The organism is Cupriavidus sp. DL-D2 (assembly GCF_039710735.1).
Taxonomy (GTDB): domain Bacteria; phylum Pseudomonadota; class Gammaproteobacteria; order Burkholderiales; family Burkholderiaceae; genus Cupriavidus.
The window spans coordinates 398,637-413,419 of record NZ_JBDKXK010000004.1 but is presented as its reverse complement, the minus strand read 5'-3'; the positions used below and the strand labels follow the sequence as shown (position 1 = coordinate 413,419).

At 64.5% G+C, this 14,783-nt stretch carries 12 protein-coding genes; 6 read left to right on the top strand and 6 right to left on the bottom strand.

The annotated features are described in order from the left end of the window. Positions 1-25 precede the first annotated feature (25 nt). Both ABDB81_RS04805 and ABDB81_RS04800 read right to left on the bottom strand, forming a co-directional pair. Entirely contained in the window at positions 26-1,591 is a 1,566-nt protein-coding gene (locus ABDB81_RS04805) for an NADH-ubiquinone oxidoreductase-F iron-sulfur binding region domain-containing protein (RefSeq protein ID WP_346809982.1), read from the bottom strand. Next, the gene (locus ABDB81_RS04800) at positions 1,588-2,139 is read right to left on the bottom strand and encodes a formate dehydrogenase subunit gamma (protein ID WP_346809980.1); all 552 of its coding nucleotides are present in this window, start codon (positions 2,137-2,139) and stop codon (positions 1,588-1,590) included. The genes ABDB81_RS04805 and ABDB81_RS04800 overlap by 4 nt, the downstream gene beginning before the upstream one ends. A gap of 134 nt (positions 2,140-2,273) precedes the next feature. On the opposite strand from ABDB81_RS04800, the gene ABDB81_RS04795 reads away from it, so the two are divergent. Then, positions 2,274-3,365: a helix-turn-helix transcriptional regulator gene (locus ABDB81_RS04795; RefSeq protein ID WP_137926843.1), complete on the top strand. Its 1,092-nt coding sequence runs from the start codon at positions 2,274-2,276 to the stop codon at positions 3,363-3,365. Positions 3,366-3,414: 49 nt separating this feature from the next. On the opposite strand, the gene ABDB81_RS04790 is transcribed toward ABDB81_RS04795, so the two are convergent. The 4 genes from ABDB81_RS04790 to ABDB81_RS04775 all read right to left on the bottom strand — a co-directional run bounded on the left by ABDB81_RS04790 (position 3,415) and on the right by ABDB81_RS04775 (position 9,080). Next, the gene (locus tag ABDB81_RS04790; RefSeq protein WP_346809978.1) at positions 3,415-5,118 is read right to left on the bottom strand and encodes a hemagglutinin; all 1,704 of its coding nucleotides are present in this window, start codon (positions 5,116-5,118) and stop codon (positions 3,415-3,417) included. A 173-nt stretch (positions 5,119-5,291) separates the two neighbouring features. After that, positions 5,292-6,242: a polyphosphate kinase 2 gene (ppk2, locus tag ABDB81_RS04785; RefSeq protein ID WP_137926841.1), complete on the bottom strand. Its 951-nt coding sequence runs from the start codon at positions 6,240-6,242 to the stop codon at positions 5,292-5,294. A 135-nt stretch (positions 6,243-6,377) separates the two neighbouring features. Further along, a complete protein-coding gene (locus ABDB81_RS04780) occupies positions 6,378-7,415 on the bottom strand; it encodes a transporter (protein WP_346809976.1) in 1,038 nt (345 codons plus the stop codon). Between the two features lie 75 nt (positions 7,416-7,490). Beyond that, the gene (locus ABDB81_RS04775) at positions 7,491-9,080 is read right to left on the bottom strand and encodes a sigma 54-interacting transcriptional regulator (protein ID WP_346809974.1); all 1,590 of its coding nucleotides are present in this window, start codon (positions 9,078-9,080) and stop codon (positions 7,491-7,493) included. Positions 9,081-9,380: 300 nt separating this feature from the next. Here ABDB81_RS04775 and ABDB81_RS04770 point away from each other — a divergent pair, with 300 nt between their 5' ends. From ABDB81_RS04770 to ABDB81_RS04750, 5 genes are all read left to right on the top strand, one after another. Further along, entirely contained in the window at positions 9,381-10,772 is a 1,392-nt protein-coding gene (locus ABDB81_RS04770) for a GntP family permease (protein ID WP_137926838.1), read from the top strand. A gap of 10 nt (positions 10,773-10,782) precedes the next feature. Beyond that, positions 10,783-11,559 carry a 3-hydroxybutyrate dehydrogenase gene (locus ABDB81_RS04765; protein ID WP_346809972.1) on the top strand — a complete coding sequence of 259 codons (777 nt, stop codon included), beginning with the start codon at positions 10,783-10,785 and terminating at the stop codon, positions 11,557-11,559. A 337-nt stretch (positions 11,560-11,896) separates the two neighbouring features. Then, positions 11,897-12,640, top strand: a complete 744-nt coding sequence (locus ABDB81_RS04760) for an acetoacetate decarboxylase (RefSeq protein ID WP_137926836.1) — start codon at positions 11,897-11,899, stop codon at positions 12,638-12,640. Positions 12,641-12,724: 84 nt separating this feature from the next. Further along, on the top strand, positions 12,725-13,507 hold the full coding sequence (locus ABDB81_RS04755) for a 3-hydroxybutyrate dehydrogenase (protein WP_137926835.1): 783 nt from the start codon (positions 12,725-12,727) through the stop codon (positions 13,505-13,507). A 73-nt stretch (positions 13,508-13,580) separates the two neighbouring features. Further along, positions 13,581-14,780 (top strand): patatin-like phospholipase family protein, encoded by a 1,200-nt coding sequence (locus tag ABDB81_RS04750; RefSeq protein ID WP_346809970.1) that lies wholly within the window; start codon positions 13,581-13,583, stop codon positions 14,778-14,780. Positions 14,781-14,783: the final 3 nt, after the last annotated feature.

Below are 14,783 nucleotides of genomic sequence, written 5' to 3'. Positions count from 1 at the left end.
TCAGTCTGTATGGTGCGTGGTCAGCCTAAGCCGCCTGCGCCGGCTTGGGTTGCAATCCAAAATCTTCCGGAAACTCGTTCAGCGCGGAGAGCACCGGGTACGGCGTCATGCCACCCATGGCGCAAAGCGAGCCGCTCAGCATCGTGTCGCAGAGGTCGCGCACCAGCGCCACGTGCTTCACGGGCTGGTCGCCGGCCATGATGCGGTCGATGACTTCCACGCCGCGCGTCGATCCGATGCGGCACGGTGTGCATTTGCCGCAGGACTCGATCGCGCAGAACTCCATCGCATACCGGGCCATCTTCGCCATGTCCACGGTCTCGTCGAACACGACGATGCCACCGTGGCCGACCACTGCACCGAACGCGGCGTATGCCTCGTAATCGAGCGGCACATCGAAGCGCGATTCCGGCAGGTACGCACCCAGCGGGCCGCCCACCTGTACCGCGCGGATGCTGCGGCCGCTGCGCGTGCCACCGCCGAAATCCATCAGCAGTTCACGCAGCGTGATACCGAATGCCTTTTCCACAAGACCACCCTGGCGGATGTTGCCAGCGAGCTGGAACGGCAGCGTGCCGCGCGAGCGGCCCATGCCGAAGTCCTTGTAGAACGTGGCGCCGCGCGACAGGATGATCGGCACCGTGGCCAGCGAGATCACGTTGTTGATGACCGTGGGCTGGCCGAACAAACCCTTGAGCGCCGGCAATGGCGGCTTGGCGCGTACCACGCCGCGCTTGCCTTCCAGGCTCTCCAGCAAGGCCGTTTCCTCGCCGCACACGTAGGCACCTGCGCCCTTGCGCACTTCGAGATGGAACCGCTTGCCGGTGCCCCGGATGTTGTCACCGAGCCAGCCGGCCTGCATGGCCGTCTCGATGGCCGCTTCCGTCGCGGCAATCGCATGCGGGTACTCGGAACGCGTGTAGATGTAGCCCTGTTCGGCGCCAACGGCCAGGCCCGCAATCGTCATGCCTTCGATCAGCACGAACGGATCGTCCTCCATGACCATGCGGTCCGAGAACGTGCCCGAGTCGCCTTCGTCGGCATTGCAGACGATGTACTTGACCGGCGACTGCGCGCCCAGCACCGTCTTCCACTTGATGCCAGTGGGGAACGCCGCGCCGCCGCGACCGCGCAGGCCGGAGTCGAGCACTTCCTGCACGATCTGCTCGGGCGACATCGACAATGCGCGGGTCAATCCCGCAAAGCCTTCATGCCCGATGTAGTCATCGATCGACAGCGGATCGGTGATGCCCATCCGTGCAAAGGTCAGTCGCTCCTGATTCTTCAGGAACGGGATCTCGTCGGTCAGGCCGTGTGCCAATGCGTGCTGGCCGCCTTTGAGGAATCCCGCATCGAACAGCGCCGGCACATCATCCTCGGTGACCGGGCCATAGGCCACGCGGCCCGCGTCGGTCTGTACTTCGACCAGCGGTTCGAGCCAGAACATGCCGCGCGAGCCGTTGCGGACGATGCGTACCTCGGCACCGCGCTGTGCGGCTTCGCGTGCGATGGCCTGCGCCACTTCGTCGGCATCCAGCGCCAGCGCGGTGGAGTCGCGCGGCACGAAGATCGTGATCGGGTTCGTGCTCATGCGCGTACCTCCTCGTTTTCGCGTACTGCGTCGATCAGGCGATCGAAGCGTCGGGCATCGACCCGCCCATGCACCCGCTCACCAATCATCATCGCCGGGCCGGTTGCGCATTGGCCCAGGCAGTAGACCGGTTCGAGCGTGAACTGGCCGTCAGCGGTGGTCTCGTGGAAATCGCAGCCGAGCGACTGGCAGGCATGCGCGGCCAGGCCATCGGCGCCGACCGATTGGCATGCCTCGGCGCGGCACACCTGTACGACGTGGCGTCCGGCGGGCTGCTCGCGGAAGTGGTGATAGAACGTGATCACGCCATGCACCTCGGCGCGCGAGAGGTTCAGCGCCTTTGCGATGACGGGCACCGCGCTGGCGGGAATGAAACCCTGGCTGTCCTGGATGTCATGCAGGATCGGCAGCAATGCACCGGGCATGTCGCGCCGCGCCTCGACGATGCGCGCAATGGCGTCGCTGGCCGCAATCGTCGAGTTCGCTGCGTGGGCCGCGGCGGCATCGTCGCTGCCGGCTGCCGCCTGGGGAATGGCGTTTTCTGGCATCTTGTCTCCTGTTTCTTGTCGGCCCCGATATCGGCTTTTTTATTCATATTCGGGATCACCGCAGCGGGCTTTTTATCCGCTTTATGCGACTATAGGACCGTGTTTTGCCCCATTCAATATGCTATTTTCCGCATATGCTACGTATCTCGATCCTTCCCCACCTGCAGATCCGCGACGACACCGCCCTGGCGCCCGCGCCAGCGCTGGATGTGTCACGCCTGGTCGCCCTGCTGAGCCTTATCGAATCCACCGGCAACATTGCGCAATCGGCAGAAGCCATGACGTTGTCTTATCGCTACGCTTGGGGAATCCTGCGTGACGCGGAGACGCTTTTTGGCGGCGCGCTCATTGCCAAGACCCGGGGACGGGGATCGACGCTGACGCCGATGGCGCAACAACTCGTGTGGGCCAGCAAGCGCATTGCAGCGCGCCTCACGCCTACGCTCGACAGCCTGGCCTCCGAGCTGGAGATCGAACTCAAGAAGCTGATGGCAGCCTCAGACCCCGCCGTGCGCATTCACGCCAGCCACGGTTTCGCGGTTGCTGCACTGCGGGATTTTCTCGACGAGCAGAAGGTGCGGCACGACCTGAAGTACTGCGGCAGTCTGGAAGCCGCAGCCGCGCTGGCCGAGGGCGCCTGCGACGTGGCGGGGTTTCACGTACCGATCGGGGAATTCGAGGAAGAAACGCTGCGCGGCTTCACGCGTTGGCTGCAGCCGGACAAGCATTGCCTGATCCATCTCGCCACCCGCCAGCAAGGGTTGTTCGTGCGTCCCGGCAATCCGCTCGGCGTTACGTCGCTCGAAGACCTCACGCGCGCGGACGTGCGCTTTGTGAATCGCCAACTGGGTTCGGGCACGCGACTGCTGCTGGATCTGATGCTGGCGCGGCGCGGCATCGACACCAGCCGCATCGAAGGTTTCAGCAACGGGGAATTCACCCATGCAGCGGTGGCCGCCTATATCGGCAGCGGCATGGCCGACGTGGGCTTCGGCGTGGAAACCGCCGCCCGCCGTTTCGGTCTGGAGTTCGTGCCCGTGCTGCAGGAACGCTACTTCTTTGCCCTGCAGAAGGAGGCGCTGCACAGCCCCGCCATGCAAGGCGCGGTCAGCGCCATGAAAAGCGCGACCTTCCGCGAACGCGTCAACGCGCTACCGGGCTACAACGGCGCGCTGACGGGCCTGGTGCAGACGTTCGCGGCAGCGTTTCCCGGGGTGGATTTGTAAGGCAGGGCAAGCACGCAACGTGTGCGCTTGTCCTGCCATCACAATCCCATCAATACACCACCACCGACAACGTCACGCCGGCCGGTACGCGCACCTTGTCGCTATACACGCCGTTGGCATCGCTACGCGGGGCAATGTAGCTGCCGAGGCCCAGCAGGGAGGCGGGCGCCGTGGCGGGGAGTTTGCGCAGCGTGGTGTACTTGCTGGCCGATGGGTCTATCGCGGGCAGCGTGAATGTGCCGTCGGTCCAGGCGGGATAGCCGTAGTCAAGCGGGGTGCGGGCGGCGGGCATGCTGCTGTTGGTCGTCGCGCGCCAGTTCACGAATGCCTTGTCGAACGTCCAGCCCGCATGGGCGGCGATGGCATCGGACAGTACCTGCTTCGAACCCACGGTCTTGCGGGTCAGCAGGTCGCGGAGGAACGCCACGCCAAGCTGGCGGTTCAGGAAGCCGCCGAAACTGCCGGACACCGCATAGCTTTCGCAGGTCACACCGAAGCCGGTGAAGTCGAGCAGATTGCAGTTGTAATCGCTGTAGCGGTAATAGTCAGGCAGGCGCACATCCCCAATGGGGCTGTAGCCGGACACGATGATGCCGCTCAGGAAGTCTTCCATCTGCATGGCCGTCATCTCTTCCAGCCACGCGTCGTACGCATACTCGGCACCCATGGTCACCTGGCGACGGTAGAAGTTCTGCATGTGCGTGCCTTCATGCGCCATCGTGGTCTTGATCGACTGCATGCCTGCCGCCGCGCCCAGCGACAACGTTTCGCTATCCAGATACAGCGAAATCGCTTCGTTGCTGTTGGCTTCCTTGGTCTTCAGGAAGTTGTGCACGCCCCAGAAATAGCCGACCGTACCATACGGCTTGGCGTCGTGATTGAAGTTCAGCACCACGATGTCGATGGGCCGGCCAGAGGGCAGCAGCGTACCGCTGAAGTTGTTGGCACCCCAGACCGCGCCGCCCACCTGGACCAGCCGATCGTAAAGCAGGCCCGGGCCGGCAAACGTGGTGGCGAGATCGAGCACCATCGTATCGGTCACGGCGCTCGCCTCGGCCACTTCCACCCAGACGTTGACCGTGGTGCCGTCGCTGGCCGTCACCTGTTTGCGCAGCGTGGCCGGACGCGACGTGCCATCGGTGTGATACCAGCTACGCGTGGCGCCTTCCGTCATGCCCTGGGTGCCGAGCGATGCGGCCAACGGTGCCGGCGCAGCCAGCGTGTTTTTCATGGCGCCCGATGCAGGCGTGCTCTGGGCCCAGCCTGCGCGATTGAATTCGCGGATCGCACGCTGAGTGGCTTCCTCGTTCGACACCACGCTGAGCGACTGGGGCGAGATCATCTCCGCCGCTACCTGCGACGAAAGACCCGTGGGCATGCTGACGGCAGCGGACCCCAGGTTGGTCAGTTGCATGGCGATGGTCTTGCCGGCCACGCCCGTGATCGAATACTGCACGTCCACGGCGTTGGCCGTGGCATTGGGATAGCCCCAGGTGCCGACACTGGTGCCGGCATAGGCGCCGCTGGTCGCGGCCCCGCAACCCGAACACGTCTGCGAGAGACCCGAGACCAGTTGCGGTGCATCCGATGTCGTGACGGGCGCTGCCGCAGCCTGGGCCGTGGCGGCTTGGCCGCTATCGTCGCCACCGCCACCACCGCAGGCAGTCAGTACCAGGGCGGCGGCAGCGGCCAGGCCGCTCAGGGCGTGGGGAGCAGGGAAGCGCGCTCCGGGGCGCGGGGACGAACGACGCATCGAGGAACTCCAGAAACATGTGCGAACTCCGGAATGTCCCGGAGCGGTCTCTCAATAACGACGCGTGAAGCTCTTTTTTGAGCATCGATTGCGTCGTGCGGACCATGTTTCGTCCCTACGATCGTTTCAATCTGTTGTCATCCGCACCCAGCGCGGCCGGGGAATACCGGGTGTCAGTACACCTCGGGAATGACCATCTCCGACGGCACGGGCAGACGCGTGTAGTCGGCGTGTCGCTCGCGGTCCGGCAGCACGATGGTGGCCGCTGACGGCTCCACGTACGGCATCTGCTGCAGCAGGTGATGGATGCAGTTGAGCCGTGCGCGCTTCTTGTCCACCGCCTGCACCACCCACCAAGGCGCCTCGGCAATATGCGTGCGCTCGAGCATGATTTCCTTGGCACGCGTGTAGTCTTCCCAGCGGCGGCGCGACTCCAGGTCCATCGGGCTCAGCTTCCACTGCTTCAGCGGATCGTGGATGCGGCTCAGGAAGCGCAGGTGCTGCTCGTCGTCGGTGATCGAGAACCAATACTTGATCACCTGGATGCCCGAGCGCACCAGCATGCGTTCGAACTCCGGCACCGAGCGGAAGAATTCCTCGTACTGGTCATCGGTACAGAAGCCCATCACGCGTTCCACGCCGGCGCGGTTGTACCAGCTACGGTCGAACAGCACCATCTCGCCGGCGGCGGGCAGATGCGAGACATAGCGCTGGAAATACCACTGCGTGCGTTCGCGGTCATTGGGCGCCGGCAGCGCGGCCACGCGGCAGACGCGCGGGTTCAGGCGCTGCGTGATGCGCTTGATGACACCACCCTTGCCCGCCGCATCGCGTCCTTCGAAGAGGATCACGACCTTGTGGCCCGTGGCCACCACCCAGCTCTGCAGCTTGACCAGTTCGCCCTGCAGGCGGAACAGTTCGCGGAAGTACATGTGGCGCTCGGCACGCTCGGCCTCGTCGCCATTGAGATTGCTGTTGTCGCCCGGCCCGCCAATGTCTCCGGACAATACCCGCTGCACCAGCATGGGATCGCGGTCCTCAAGTTCAAGCTCGAGTTCCTCGTCGTAATAGTCCGCCACCTCGCGGTGAATGCGCTGGATCAGCGTTTCGTCGTTGTAATCCATGGATATCCTCCGTCACCCGCGCCCGAACGGACGCATGGCTCACGCCAACCATGCTACGCCTGCGAGATGGCAAATAGGTGACTTGTCATAAATGTCACGCATGGCTGCCCGATCACTCGCCCGATCGTTCGATTGCTACTGGCTCTGCTGCTTCCTGAACGCCCACCGTCCGGCCAGCGCGGTAAAGCTGGCAACCAGTGCCACCAGTACCCAGAAGCCGTGGGGATGTTCCGCAAGCGGAATCCCGCCCACGTTCATGCCGAAGAAACCGGCCACGATATTGATGGGCAGCGCCAGCACCGTGACCATCGTCAGGGTGAACAGTGTGCGGTTGGTCTGCTCGTTCAGCTTGGCGGCGATTTCTTCCTGCAGCAGCTTGATCCGCTCCACCAGCGCCGCCAGATCGTTCAGCACCAGCGAGAACTCTTCGGTGGATTCGCGCAACTCCTGCAGATCGGTTTCCTGCAGCCACGCGGGCGGACGGTTCAGCAGGCGGAACAGCGCGCCCGGTTCCGGCGCCAGCAGCCGCTGCAACCGCACCAGGCCACGCCGCATGGCGCCGACATCCGTGCGGTTCGAGCGCAGCCGCTGCGCCAGCAACTGGTCTTCGATCTGGTCGACGTTGACGCCGGTCTCGCGCACGATCTGCACCAGCACATCGGCCTGATCGCGCAGCAGATGCACGACCAGATCCAGCGGGGAGCGGAACGCTTCGCCACGCCGCACGGCTGCGCGCAGGCGATCCACGGATCGCAGCGGCCGGGCACGCGCGGTGACCAGCAGCCGGTGATCGGCGTGCGCCCAGAGCGTGGAGATATCGGTCGAGGTCACGCCGAAGTTGTAGATCACGTCGTTGACCACGGCCAGCAACGCCGCATCCTGACGCTCGATGCGCGTGGAGTGCGACCCCTGCCGCAGGGCCTCGAAGAAATCCTCGGGCAAGCCAAGCTGACTACGCATCCAACGTTCGCAGGCACTATGCGCGAGATTGAAGTGCAGCCAGACGAAGGGACGCGCCTGACCTTCCTGCGCCACCACAGCCGGGGCGTGCAGCCACGCGGCCGCCTCGCGCGAATCGATCTCGCGCACCGGCTCGCCCGGGACAAACAGGAAACCGCTGATCAGCCCGACCGGGTCGGATCCATAGCCGGCCTCGACAATGCCCGATTGCATGAACTCTCCTCTGACCTCTGTCCTGACATTTCTCACGCGCGACGTTAGCACGCCGGCGTGACGATGCCTCGACGTTCAGGAGGCGCGCGGCCTGGCGCGCGATGCGGCGAGCTTCTTGTAGAAGGCGGCACGGCTGATGCCGACGCGTGCGGCGGCGTCGGCCACGCGGCCCTCGCAGGCATCGAGGGCCTGGGCGAGGAAGGTGGCTTCGAAGTCGGCGAGGGCTTCGGCGTAGGTGGTGGGGGTGGTCGACGTGAACGCAGGCGATGGCGGTGTTTGAACTGCCTTGCCCTCATCCCCTCTCCCGCTTGCGGGAGAGGGGAGCAAACCTTCAGCGCCAATCTCTCCCGTGGTGTTCTCCCCTCTCCCGCCTGCGGGAGAGGGGCCGGGGGAGAGGGCCAGCGCGTCAACACCCGCCACCACCTTCCTCCCCCCCAGCAACGGCGCCAACGTCTCCGCATCCAGATCATCCTCATCGCACAGCAACACCACGCGCTCCAGCACGTTGCGCAGCTCGCGCACGTTGCCCGGCCAGTCGTAGTCACGCAGCAGTGCCAGCGCATCGTCGTTGAGCCCGATCGGATTGCGCTCGGCCCGCAGACACAACTCCTCGATGATCGCGTAGGCCAGCGGCAGCAGATCGGCACGGCGGTCGCGCAGCGGCGGCAGGTCGATCGTCAGCACGTTCAGGCGATAGAACAGGTCGGCACGGAACTGCCCGGCCTGCACCAGCGCGGGCAGGTCGGCGGATGTCGCGGCAATGATGCGCACATCGCTGCGCACGATGCGGTTCGATCCCAACGGTTCGAACTCGCGATCCTGCAACGCGCGCAGCAGCTTGCTCTGCAGCGACAGCGGCATGTCGCCGATCTCGTCGAGAAACAGCGTGCCGCCGTCGGCCAGTTCGAACTTGCCGACGCGGCCTTTGCGGTCCACGCCCGTGTAGGCACCGGGTGCGGCGCCGAAGAACTCCACTTCGAGCAAGGTATCGGGAATGGCGGCCACGTTGACCGTGACCAGCGGTTGCTCGGCGCGCGCCGAACCGGCATGGATGCCGTGCGCGAGCAGTTCCTTGCCCGTGCCCGTCTCCCCCAGCAGCAGCACCGGAGATTCCGCCAGCGCCGCGCGGCGCGCGTGGCGCTTGACCTCCTGCGCGGCCGGGCTTGTGCCCACGAAGCTTGCAAAGGTGTACTTGGCCCGGCGCGCATGGTCCAGCGAGCGGCGCGCTGCCGCCAGTTCCGATTGCACGCGCGAGTAATGGGCAAAGATCGGCGTCAGGGCCTTGAGTTCGTCGAACAGTGCGAAGCCCACGCCGCCGATGGTGCGACCGGAGTCGTCCTTGATGGGCAGGCGCGTGACGATCATCGGCTCGCGGTCGGTCTCCAGCAGGTCCAGCAGGATCGGTTTGCCTGTGCTCACCACCTCGCGCATCAGGCTGTTCGGAATGACCTGTTCGCAGTCGAGTCCGATGGCCGCCTGGGGATCGGTGAAGCCAAACCGTGCCGCGTAACGTTTGTTGATCCACACCACGCGTGCGTGCTCGTCCACGACGAACGTGCCCTCGCTGAAATTCTCGAAAGTGCGGAACAACGTCTCCATGGCGCGTCGCGCCACATCGTCGTAGTCGAACAGCAGGGCGCCACCTGGCTCGGCGATCTTTTGCATGGGGGGATTTGTCTCGTTTTCTTATCAGTCTCTGATTGGAGACCGAGTGTCTCACATTGGAGATTTCCACGCGTTGGGACGCGCTTGTTCTGTCTCAAGGAAGAGACATGAGCAGCAAGGTTACACTTTCCAAGGCTTTATGCGCCTTTTTCATAACTTTTTGGTGCGGGCACGGAGCCTGCTAAGGAAGCGTCCCCCGGTCCTCTTTCCGGGGGACGCTTCATATTTGGCGGCACCCCGGGCAGCAGACGGCAATCCCAGGCGGCCCGACCGCATTCAAGAACAAGCAATGGAGACCCCATGTCATTTGTAGTAGTGATCGCCGCGCTGGCGTTCCTGATGTTTGCCGCCTATCGCGGCTACAGCGTGATCCTGTTTGCCCCGCTGGCCGCGCTCGGCGCCGTCCTGCTGACCGATCCGTCGGCCGTCGCGCCGATGTTCGCCGGTGTCTTCATGGAGAAGATGGTCGGCTTCGTGAAGCTGTACTTCCCCGTGTTCATGCTCGGTGCCGTGTTCGGCAAGGTCGTCGAACTCTCCGGTTTCTCCGAAGCGATCGTCGCTGCTGCCATCCGCTACATCGGCCGCTCGCGCGCCAATGCCGTGATCGTGGCCGTCTGCGCGCTACTGACCTATGGCGGCGTCTCGCTGTTCGTGGTGGTGTTCGCGGTCTATCCGTTCGCCGCCGAACTCTATCGCCAGAGCAACATTCCCAAGCGGCTGATGCCGGGCGCCATTGCACTGGGCGCGTTCTCGTTCACCATGGATTCGCTGCCGGGTACGCCGCAGATCCAGAACATCATCCCGACCACGTTCTTCAACACCACCTCATGGGCCGCGCCGGTGCTGGGCGTGATCGGCTCGCTGTTCATCATCGCCGTGGGCCTGACGTATCTGGAATGGCGCCGTCGTGCCGCCGCCGCACGTGGCGAAGGCTATGGCACCAACCTGCTCAACGAACCGCAACGCGTGGAAGGCGGCAAGTTGCCGTCGCCGCTGCTGGCCATCCTGCCGCTGATCGTCGTGGGCGTATCGAACTTCTGGCTCACGCGCATGATTCCGCTGTGGTACGGCCAGAGCCACACGGTGTCGATGCCGGGCCTGGCCAAGCCGGTGGAAACCAAGATTGCCGGCGTGACCGCCATCTGGGCCGTCGAAGGCGCGCTGATCCTGGGCATTCTCGTGGTGCTGGTGACCGCATTCAGCACGGTAAAGGCCCGCTTTGCAGAAGGCACGAAGGCCGCCGTGGGTGGCGCGCTGCTGGCGTCGATGAACACGGCGTCGGAATACGGCTTCGGCGGCGTGATCGCCGCGCTGCCCGGCTTCCTCGTGGTCAGCGATGCGCTGCGCAGCATTCCCAACCCGCTCGTCAACGCCGCCGTGTCGGTCAGCACGCTGGCGGGTATCACGGGCTCGGCATCGGGTGGCATGAGCATCGCGCTGGCCGCGATGTCCAACGCTTTCATCCAGGGCGCGCAGGCAGCAAATATTCCGCTGGAAGTGCTGCACCGCGTGGTGTCGATGGCCAGCGGCGGCATGGACACTCTGCCGCACAACGGCGCGGTCATCACGCTGCTGGCAGTGACCGGCCTCACGCACCGCGAGGCGTATCGCGACATCTTCGCCATCACCATCATCAAGACACTGGCCGTGTTCTTCGTGATCGCCGTGTTCTACACGACCGGCCTCGTCTAAGGAATTCGCAATGTTCACCCTGCAAGGCAAGACCGCACTGGTCACCGGCTCCACAAGCGGCATCGGCCTCGGTATCGCCCAGTCGCTGGCACAGGCTGGCGCCAACATCGTGCTGAACGGCTTTGGCGATATCGACGCTGCACTGGCCTCGATCACCGCCACCGGCGCCCAGGCGATTCATCATCCCGCCGACATGCGTCGCCCGGACGAAATCGCGGCCATGTTCACGCTGGCACAGGAACGCTTCGGCAGCGTGGATATCGTCGTCAATAACGCCGGCATCCAGCACGTGGCACCCGTCGAGGATTTCCCGGTTGAAAAGTGGGATGACATCCTCGCGATCAATCTTTCGTCCGCATTCCACACCACTCGCCTGGCACTGCCGGGCATGCGCGCCAGCAACTGGGGCCGCATCGTCAATATCGCATCCGTACACGGACTAGTGGGCTCGGCAGGCAAGTCCGCCTACGTGGCAGCCAAGCACGGCCTGGTGGGACTGACCAAGGTGACGGCACTGGAAGCCGCCGGCACCGGCGTAACCTGCAACGCCATCTGCCCCGGCTTCGTGCTGACGCCGCTGGTGGCTGCACAGATCGACGCCATCGCCCAGCGCGACGGCATCACCACCGAAGCGGCACAAGCCCGCCTGCTCGCCGACAAGCAACCCTCCGGGCAATTCGTCACCCCGGAACAGCTCGGCAACCTCGTGCTGATGCTGTGCTCGCCGATGGGCGATCAAGTGCGCGGTGCGGCCTGGGCGATGGATGGAGGCTGGACGGCGCAGTAAGCACTACGGTTTTTAATGCAGCACTGAGAGCCCCGGCGGAAGTCGGGGCTCTTTTTGTTTGTGATGGTCTTCAAACGCTGCGGGTTTTCTCCCCTCTCCCACGTGCGGGAGAGGGGAGAAAAACCAGCAGCGTTGGAGATACCCTCCCCTCCCCAAGCGCCTTGCACGTATCACCTGGCAATCATCGGCTAGTCCGATCATACGTAAGCATCCACCCGTCGATACCGACGTGTAATGGCTTCCCATTGCCCTGCCTTCCAGAATGAACCTGGGCCGCAGCAAGCCGCTGTCATCGGGACAGCGCGTTGCGGCACGGCATTGCCAGGAGGCCACGCACATGGACGTTCAGACCATCCGGGAGCGCGCGTATGCCACGCCGCTAGTCAGCCCGGCCTACCCGATGGGACCCTACCGGTTCCTGCAGCGGGAGTACTTCATCGTCTCGTACCGCACCGATCCGGCGTTGCTGCGCCAGGTGGTGCCCGAACCGCTGCAGGTTGCCGAACCCGTGGTGCACTACGAGTTCATCCGGATGCCGGACTCCACCGGCTTCGGCAGCTACACCGAATCGGGACAGGTGATCCCCGTGACGTTCCAGGGCCACGCCGGCAACTACACCCACTCGATGTTCCTGGACGACCATCCGCCGCTTGCGGGCGGGCGCGAGCTGTGGGGTTTTCCGAAGAAGCTGGCCAACCCCCGCCTGTCGGTCGAGACCGATACGTTGCTCGGCACGCTGGATTACGGCCCGGTACGCGTGGCCACCGGCACGATGGGCTACAAGCACCAGTGCATCGATGCTGACAAGGTGCGCCAGTCACTGGTGACGACGCCGAATTACCTGCTCAAGATCCTGCCCCATGTCGATGGCTCGGCGCGTGTGTGCGAGCTCGTCTGCTACTTCCTTACGGACGTGGAGGTCAAGGGCGCATGGACCGGCCCCGCCGCGCTCTCGCTGTTTCCGCACGCGCTGGCGCCGGTTGCCCAGTTGCCGGTGCTCGAAATCGTCGGCGCGAAGCACTACGTGGCCGACCTGACGCTCGGCCTCGGCGAGGTGGTCTACGACTACCTCCAGCCTTGACGCCGCACACCCTGCATTCCCGTTTCCCTTCAGTGCCCCGGTGTCCATGACGGGCGCCGGCAATTTATTCATCCGGAGAACAACATGAAGCTTCAAGGCAAATCGGCCATCGTCACGGGCGCGGCCAGCGGCATCGGCAAAGCCATCGCGGAACTACTGGCATCCGAGGGTGCGGCGGTCGCCATCGCCGACCTCAACGAGGAAGCAGCGCGCAAGGTGGCCGAGGGCATCGAGGCCAACGGCGGCCGTGCCATCGGCGTGGCGATGGACGTCACCAATGAGGAAGCCGTCGACCGTGCCACCGACCTGGTGGCCGAACAATTCGGCGGTGTCGATATCCTCGTGTCCAATGCCGGCATCCAAATCGTCAACCCGGTGCACGAATACAACTTCGACGACTGGAAGCGCATGCTGTCCATCCATGTGGATGGCGCCTTCCTGACCACGCGCGCCGCGCTGCGCCACATGTACCGCGACAACCGTGGCGGCACGGTGATCTACATGGGTTCGGTCCACTCGCACGAAGCATCCCCGCTCAAGTGCGCCTACGTGACCGCCAAGCACGGCCTGCTGGGTCTGGCGCGCGTGGTGGCCAAGGAAGGCGGCGCGCACAACGTGCGCTCGCACGTGATCTGCCCCGGCTTCGTGCGCACGCCGCTGGTAGACAAGCAGATTCCCGAGCAGGCGCGCGAGCTTGGCATCAGCGAGGAAGAAGTGGTGCGCCGCGTGATGCTGGGCGGCACCGTCGATGGCGTCTTCACCACTGTCGATGACGTGGCGCAGACCGCCCTCTTCCTGTCCGCTTTCCCATCCAACGCGCTGACCGGCCAGTCCTTCGTGGTCAGCCACGGCTGGTACATGCAGTAAGCCGACTGCGCCCCGCTGTCATGAATCATGAAGCGAGAGCGGGGCAAATGACCCATGGCTCAAGGAATCGAACATGTTCCACGAAAAGCAGGACCTGCAGGGGTCTTCCGGCACAGCCACCGCGCGCCTGGAGATCGACCGGGGATATGCCGTCAAGGCGCTCGTGCTGCAAGGTGGCGGCGCGCTGGGCGCCTATCAGGCAGGCGTCTATGAGGGCCTGGCCGAAGCGGGCATCGAACCGAACTGGGTGGCGGGCATCTCGATTGGTGCGCTGAACGCAGCCATCATCGCGGGCAATGCACCGGGACAACGCGTGGCCCGGCTACGCGAATTCTGGGCGCATATCTGCCGGCAGCCGTGGCTGCCCAGCCTGTTCCCGTACGAAGTGATGGCCGACAGCGCGCAGCACTGGCCCGATCCGCTGCGCATCTGGTTCGACGGCATCGAGGCGGCCCGGGCGCTCGTGGAAGGCCAGCGCGGCTTCTTCTCGCCGCGCGTCTGGCCCACCGGTTTCGCGCAACCTTCGGCGATCAACAGTGCGAGTTACTACGACACCACGCCGTTGAAAGCCACACTGGAGCGCTTTGCCGATTTCGACCGCATCAATCGTCACGAAGAGATGCGCGTCTCGGTGGGTGCGGTCAATGTGCACAACGGCAACTTTGTCTACTTCGACAATACGCAGATGCGCCTGCGCGCCGAACACTTCATGGCTTCCGGCGCGCTGCCGCCCGGCTTTCCGGCCGTGGAAATCGATGGCGAGCACTACTGGGATGGCGGACTCGTCTCCAACACCCCGCTCTCCGTGATCCTGAAATCGCAGCCGCGCCGCAACGCGCTGATCTTCCAGGTGGACCTGTGGAGCGCGCAAGGCGCCCTGCCGCATACGCTCGCGGATGTGGCCACGCGGCAGAAGGACATTCAGTATTCCAGCCGCACACGCTTCATCACCGACTACATGAGCGAGCAGCAGAATTTCCGTCGCCTGCTTGCCGATGTGCTGGCACTGGTACCGCCGGAACGCCGCGAAACCGACGCCTACCGTCAGGCGGCGGAAAGCGCGTGCGATGCGCGCCACAACGTGATTCAGTTGATCTATCGTGACAAGTCGTTCGAAGGCAGCGCGAAGGATTTTCAGTTCGGACCACTGACGATGGCCGAGCACTGGAAGAGCGGGCGCGAGGATATCCGCGGGACCCTGCTGCATCCGGAGTGGCTGGCCATGCCGACGCACGACAATCCGTTCGTCTCGCACGACATCCACCGCCAGTAGCCT

Bases quoted from the DNA above. Each gene is read 5' to 3' on its own strand.
- ABDB81_RS04780 (WP_346809976.1), bottom strand. From the start codon at position 7,415: ATGCAATCGGGCATTGTCGAGGCCGGCTATGGATCCGACCCGGTCGGG.
- ppk2 (WP_137926841.1), bottom strand. From the start codon at position 6,242: ATGGATTACAACGACGAAACGCTGATCCAGCGCATTCACCGCGAGGTG.
- ABDB81_RS04760 (WP_137926836.1), top strand. From the start codon at position 11,897: ATGGACGTTCAGACCATCCGGGAGCGCGCGTATGCCACGCCGCTAGTC.
- ABDB81_RS04790 (WP_346809978.1), bottom strand. From the start codon at position 5,118: ATGCGTCGTTCGTCCCCGCGCCCCGGAGCGCGCTTCCCTGCTCCCCAC.
- ABDB81_RS04750 (WP_346809970.1), top strand. From the start codon at position 13,581: ATGTTCCACGAAAAGCAGGACCTGCAGGGGTCTTCCGGCACAGCCACC.
- ABDB81_RS04800 (WP_346809980.1), bottom strand. From the start codon at position 2,139: ATGCCAGAAAACGCCATTCCCCAGGCGGCAGCCGGCAGCGACGATGCC.
- ABDB81_RS04755 (WP_137926835.1), top strand. From the start codon at position 12,725: ATGAAGCTTCAAGGCAAATCGGCCATCGTCACGGGCGCGGCCAGCGGC.
- ABDB81_RS04795 (WP_137926843.1), top strand. From the start codon at position 2,274: ATGCTACGTATCTCGATCCTTCCCCACCTGCAGATCCGCGACGACACC.
- ABDB81_RS04770 (WP_137926838.1), top strand. From the start codon at position 9,381: ATGTCATTTGTAGTAGTGATCGCCGCGCTGGCGTTCCTGATGTTTGCC.
- ABDB81_RS04805 (WP_346809982.1), bottom strand. From the start codon at position 1,591: ATGAGCACGAACCCGATCACGATCTTCGTGCCGCGCGACTCCACCGCG.
- ABDB81_RS04775 (WP_346809974.1), bottom strand. From the start codon at position 9,080: ATGCAAAAGATCGCCGAGCCAGGTGGCGCCCTGCTGTTCGACTACGAC.
- ABDB81_RS04765 (WP_346809972.1), top strand. From the start codon at position 10,783: ATGTTCACCCTGCAAGGCAAGACCGCACTGGTCACCGGCTCCACAAGC.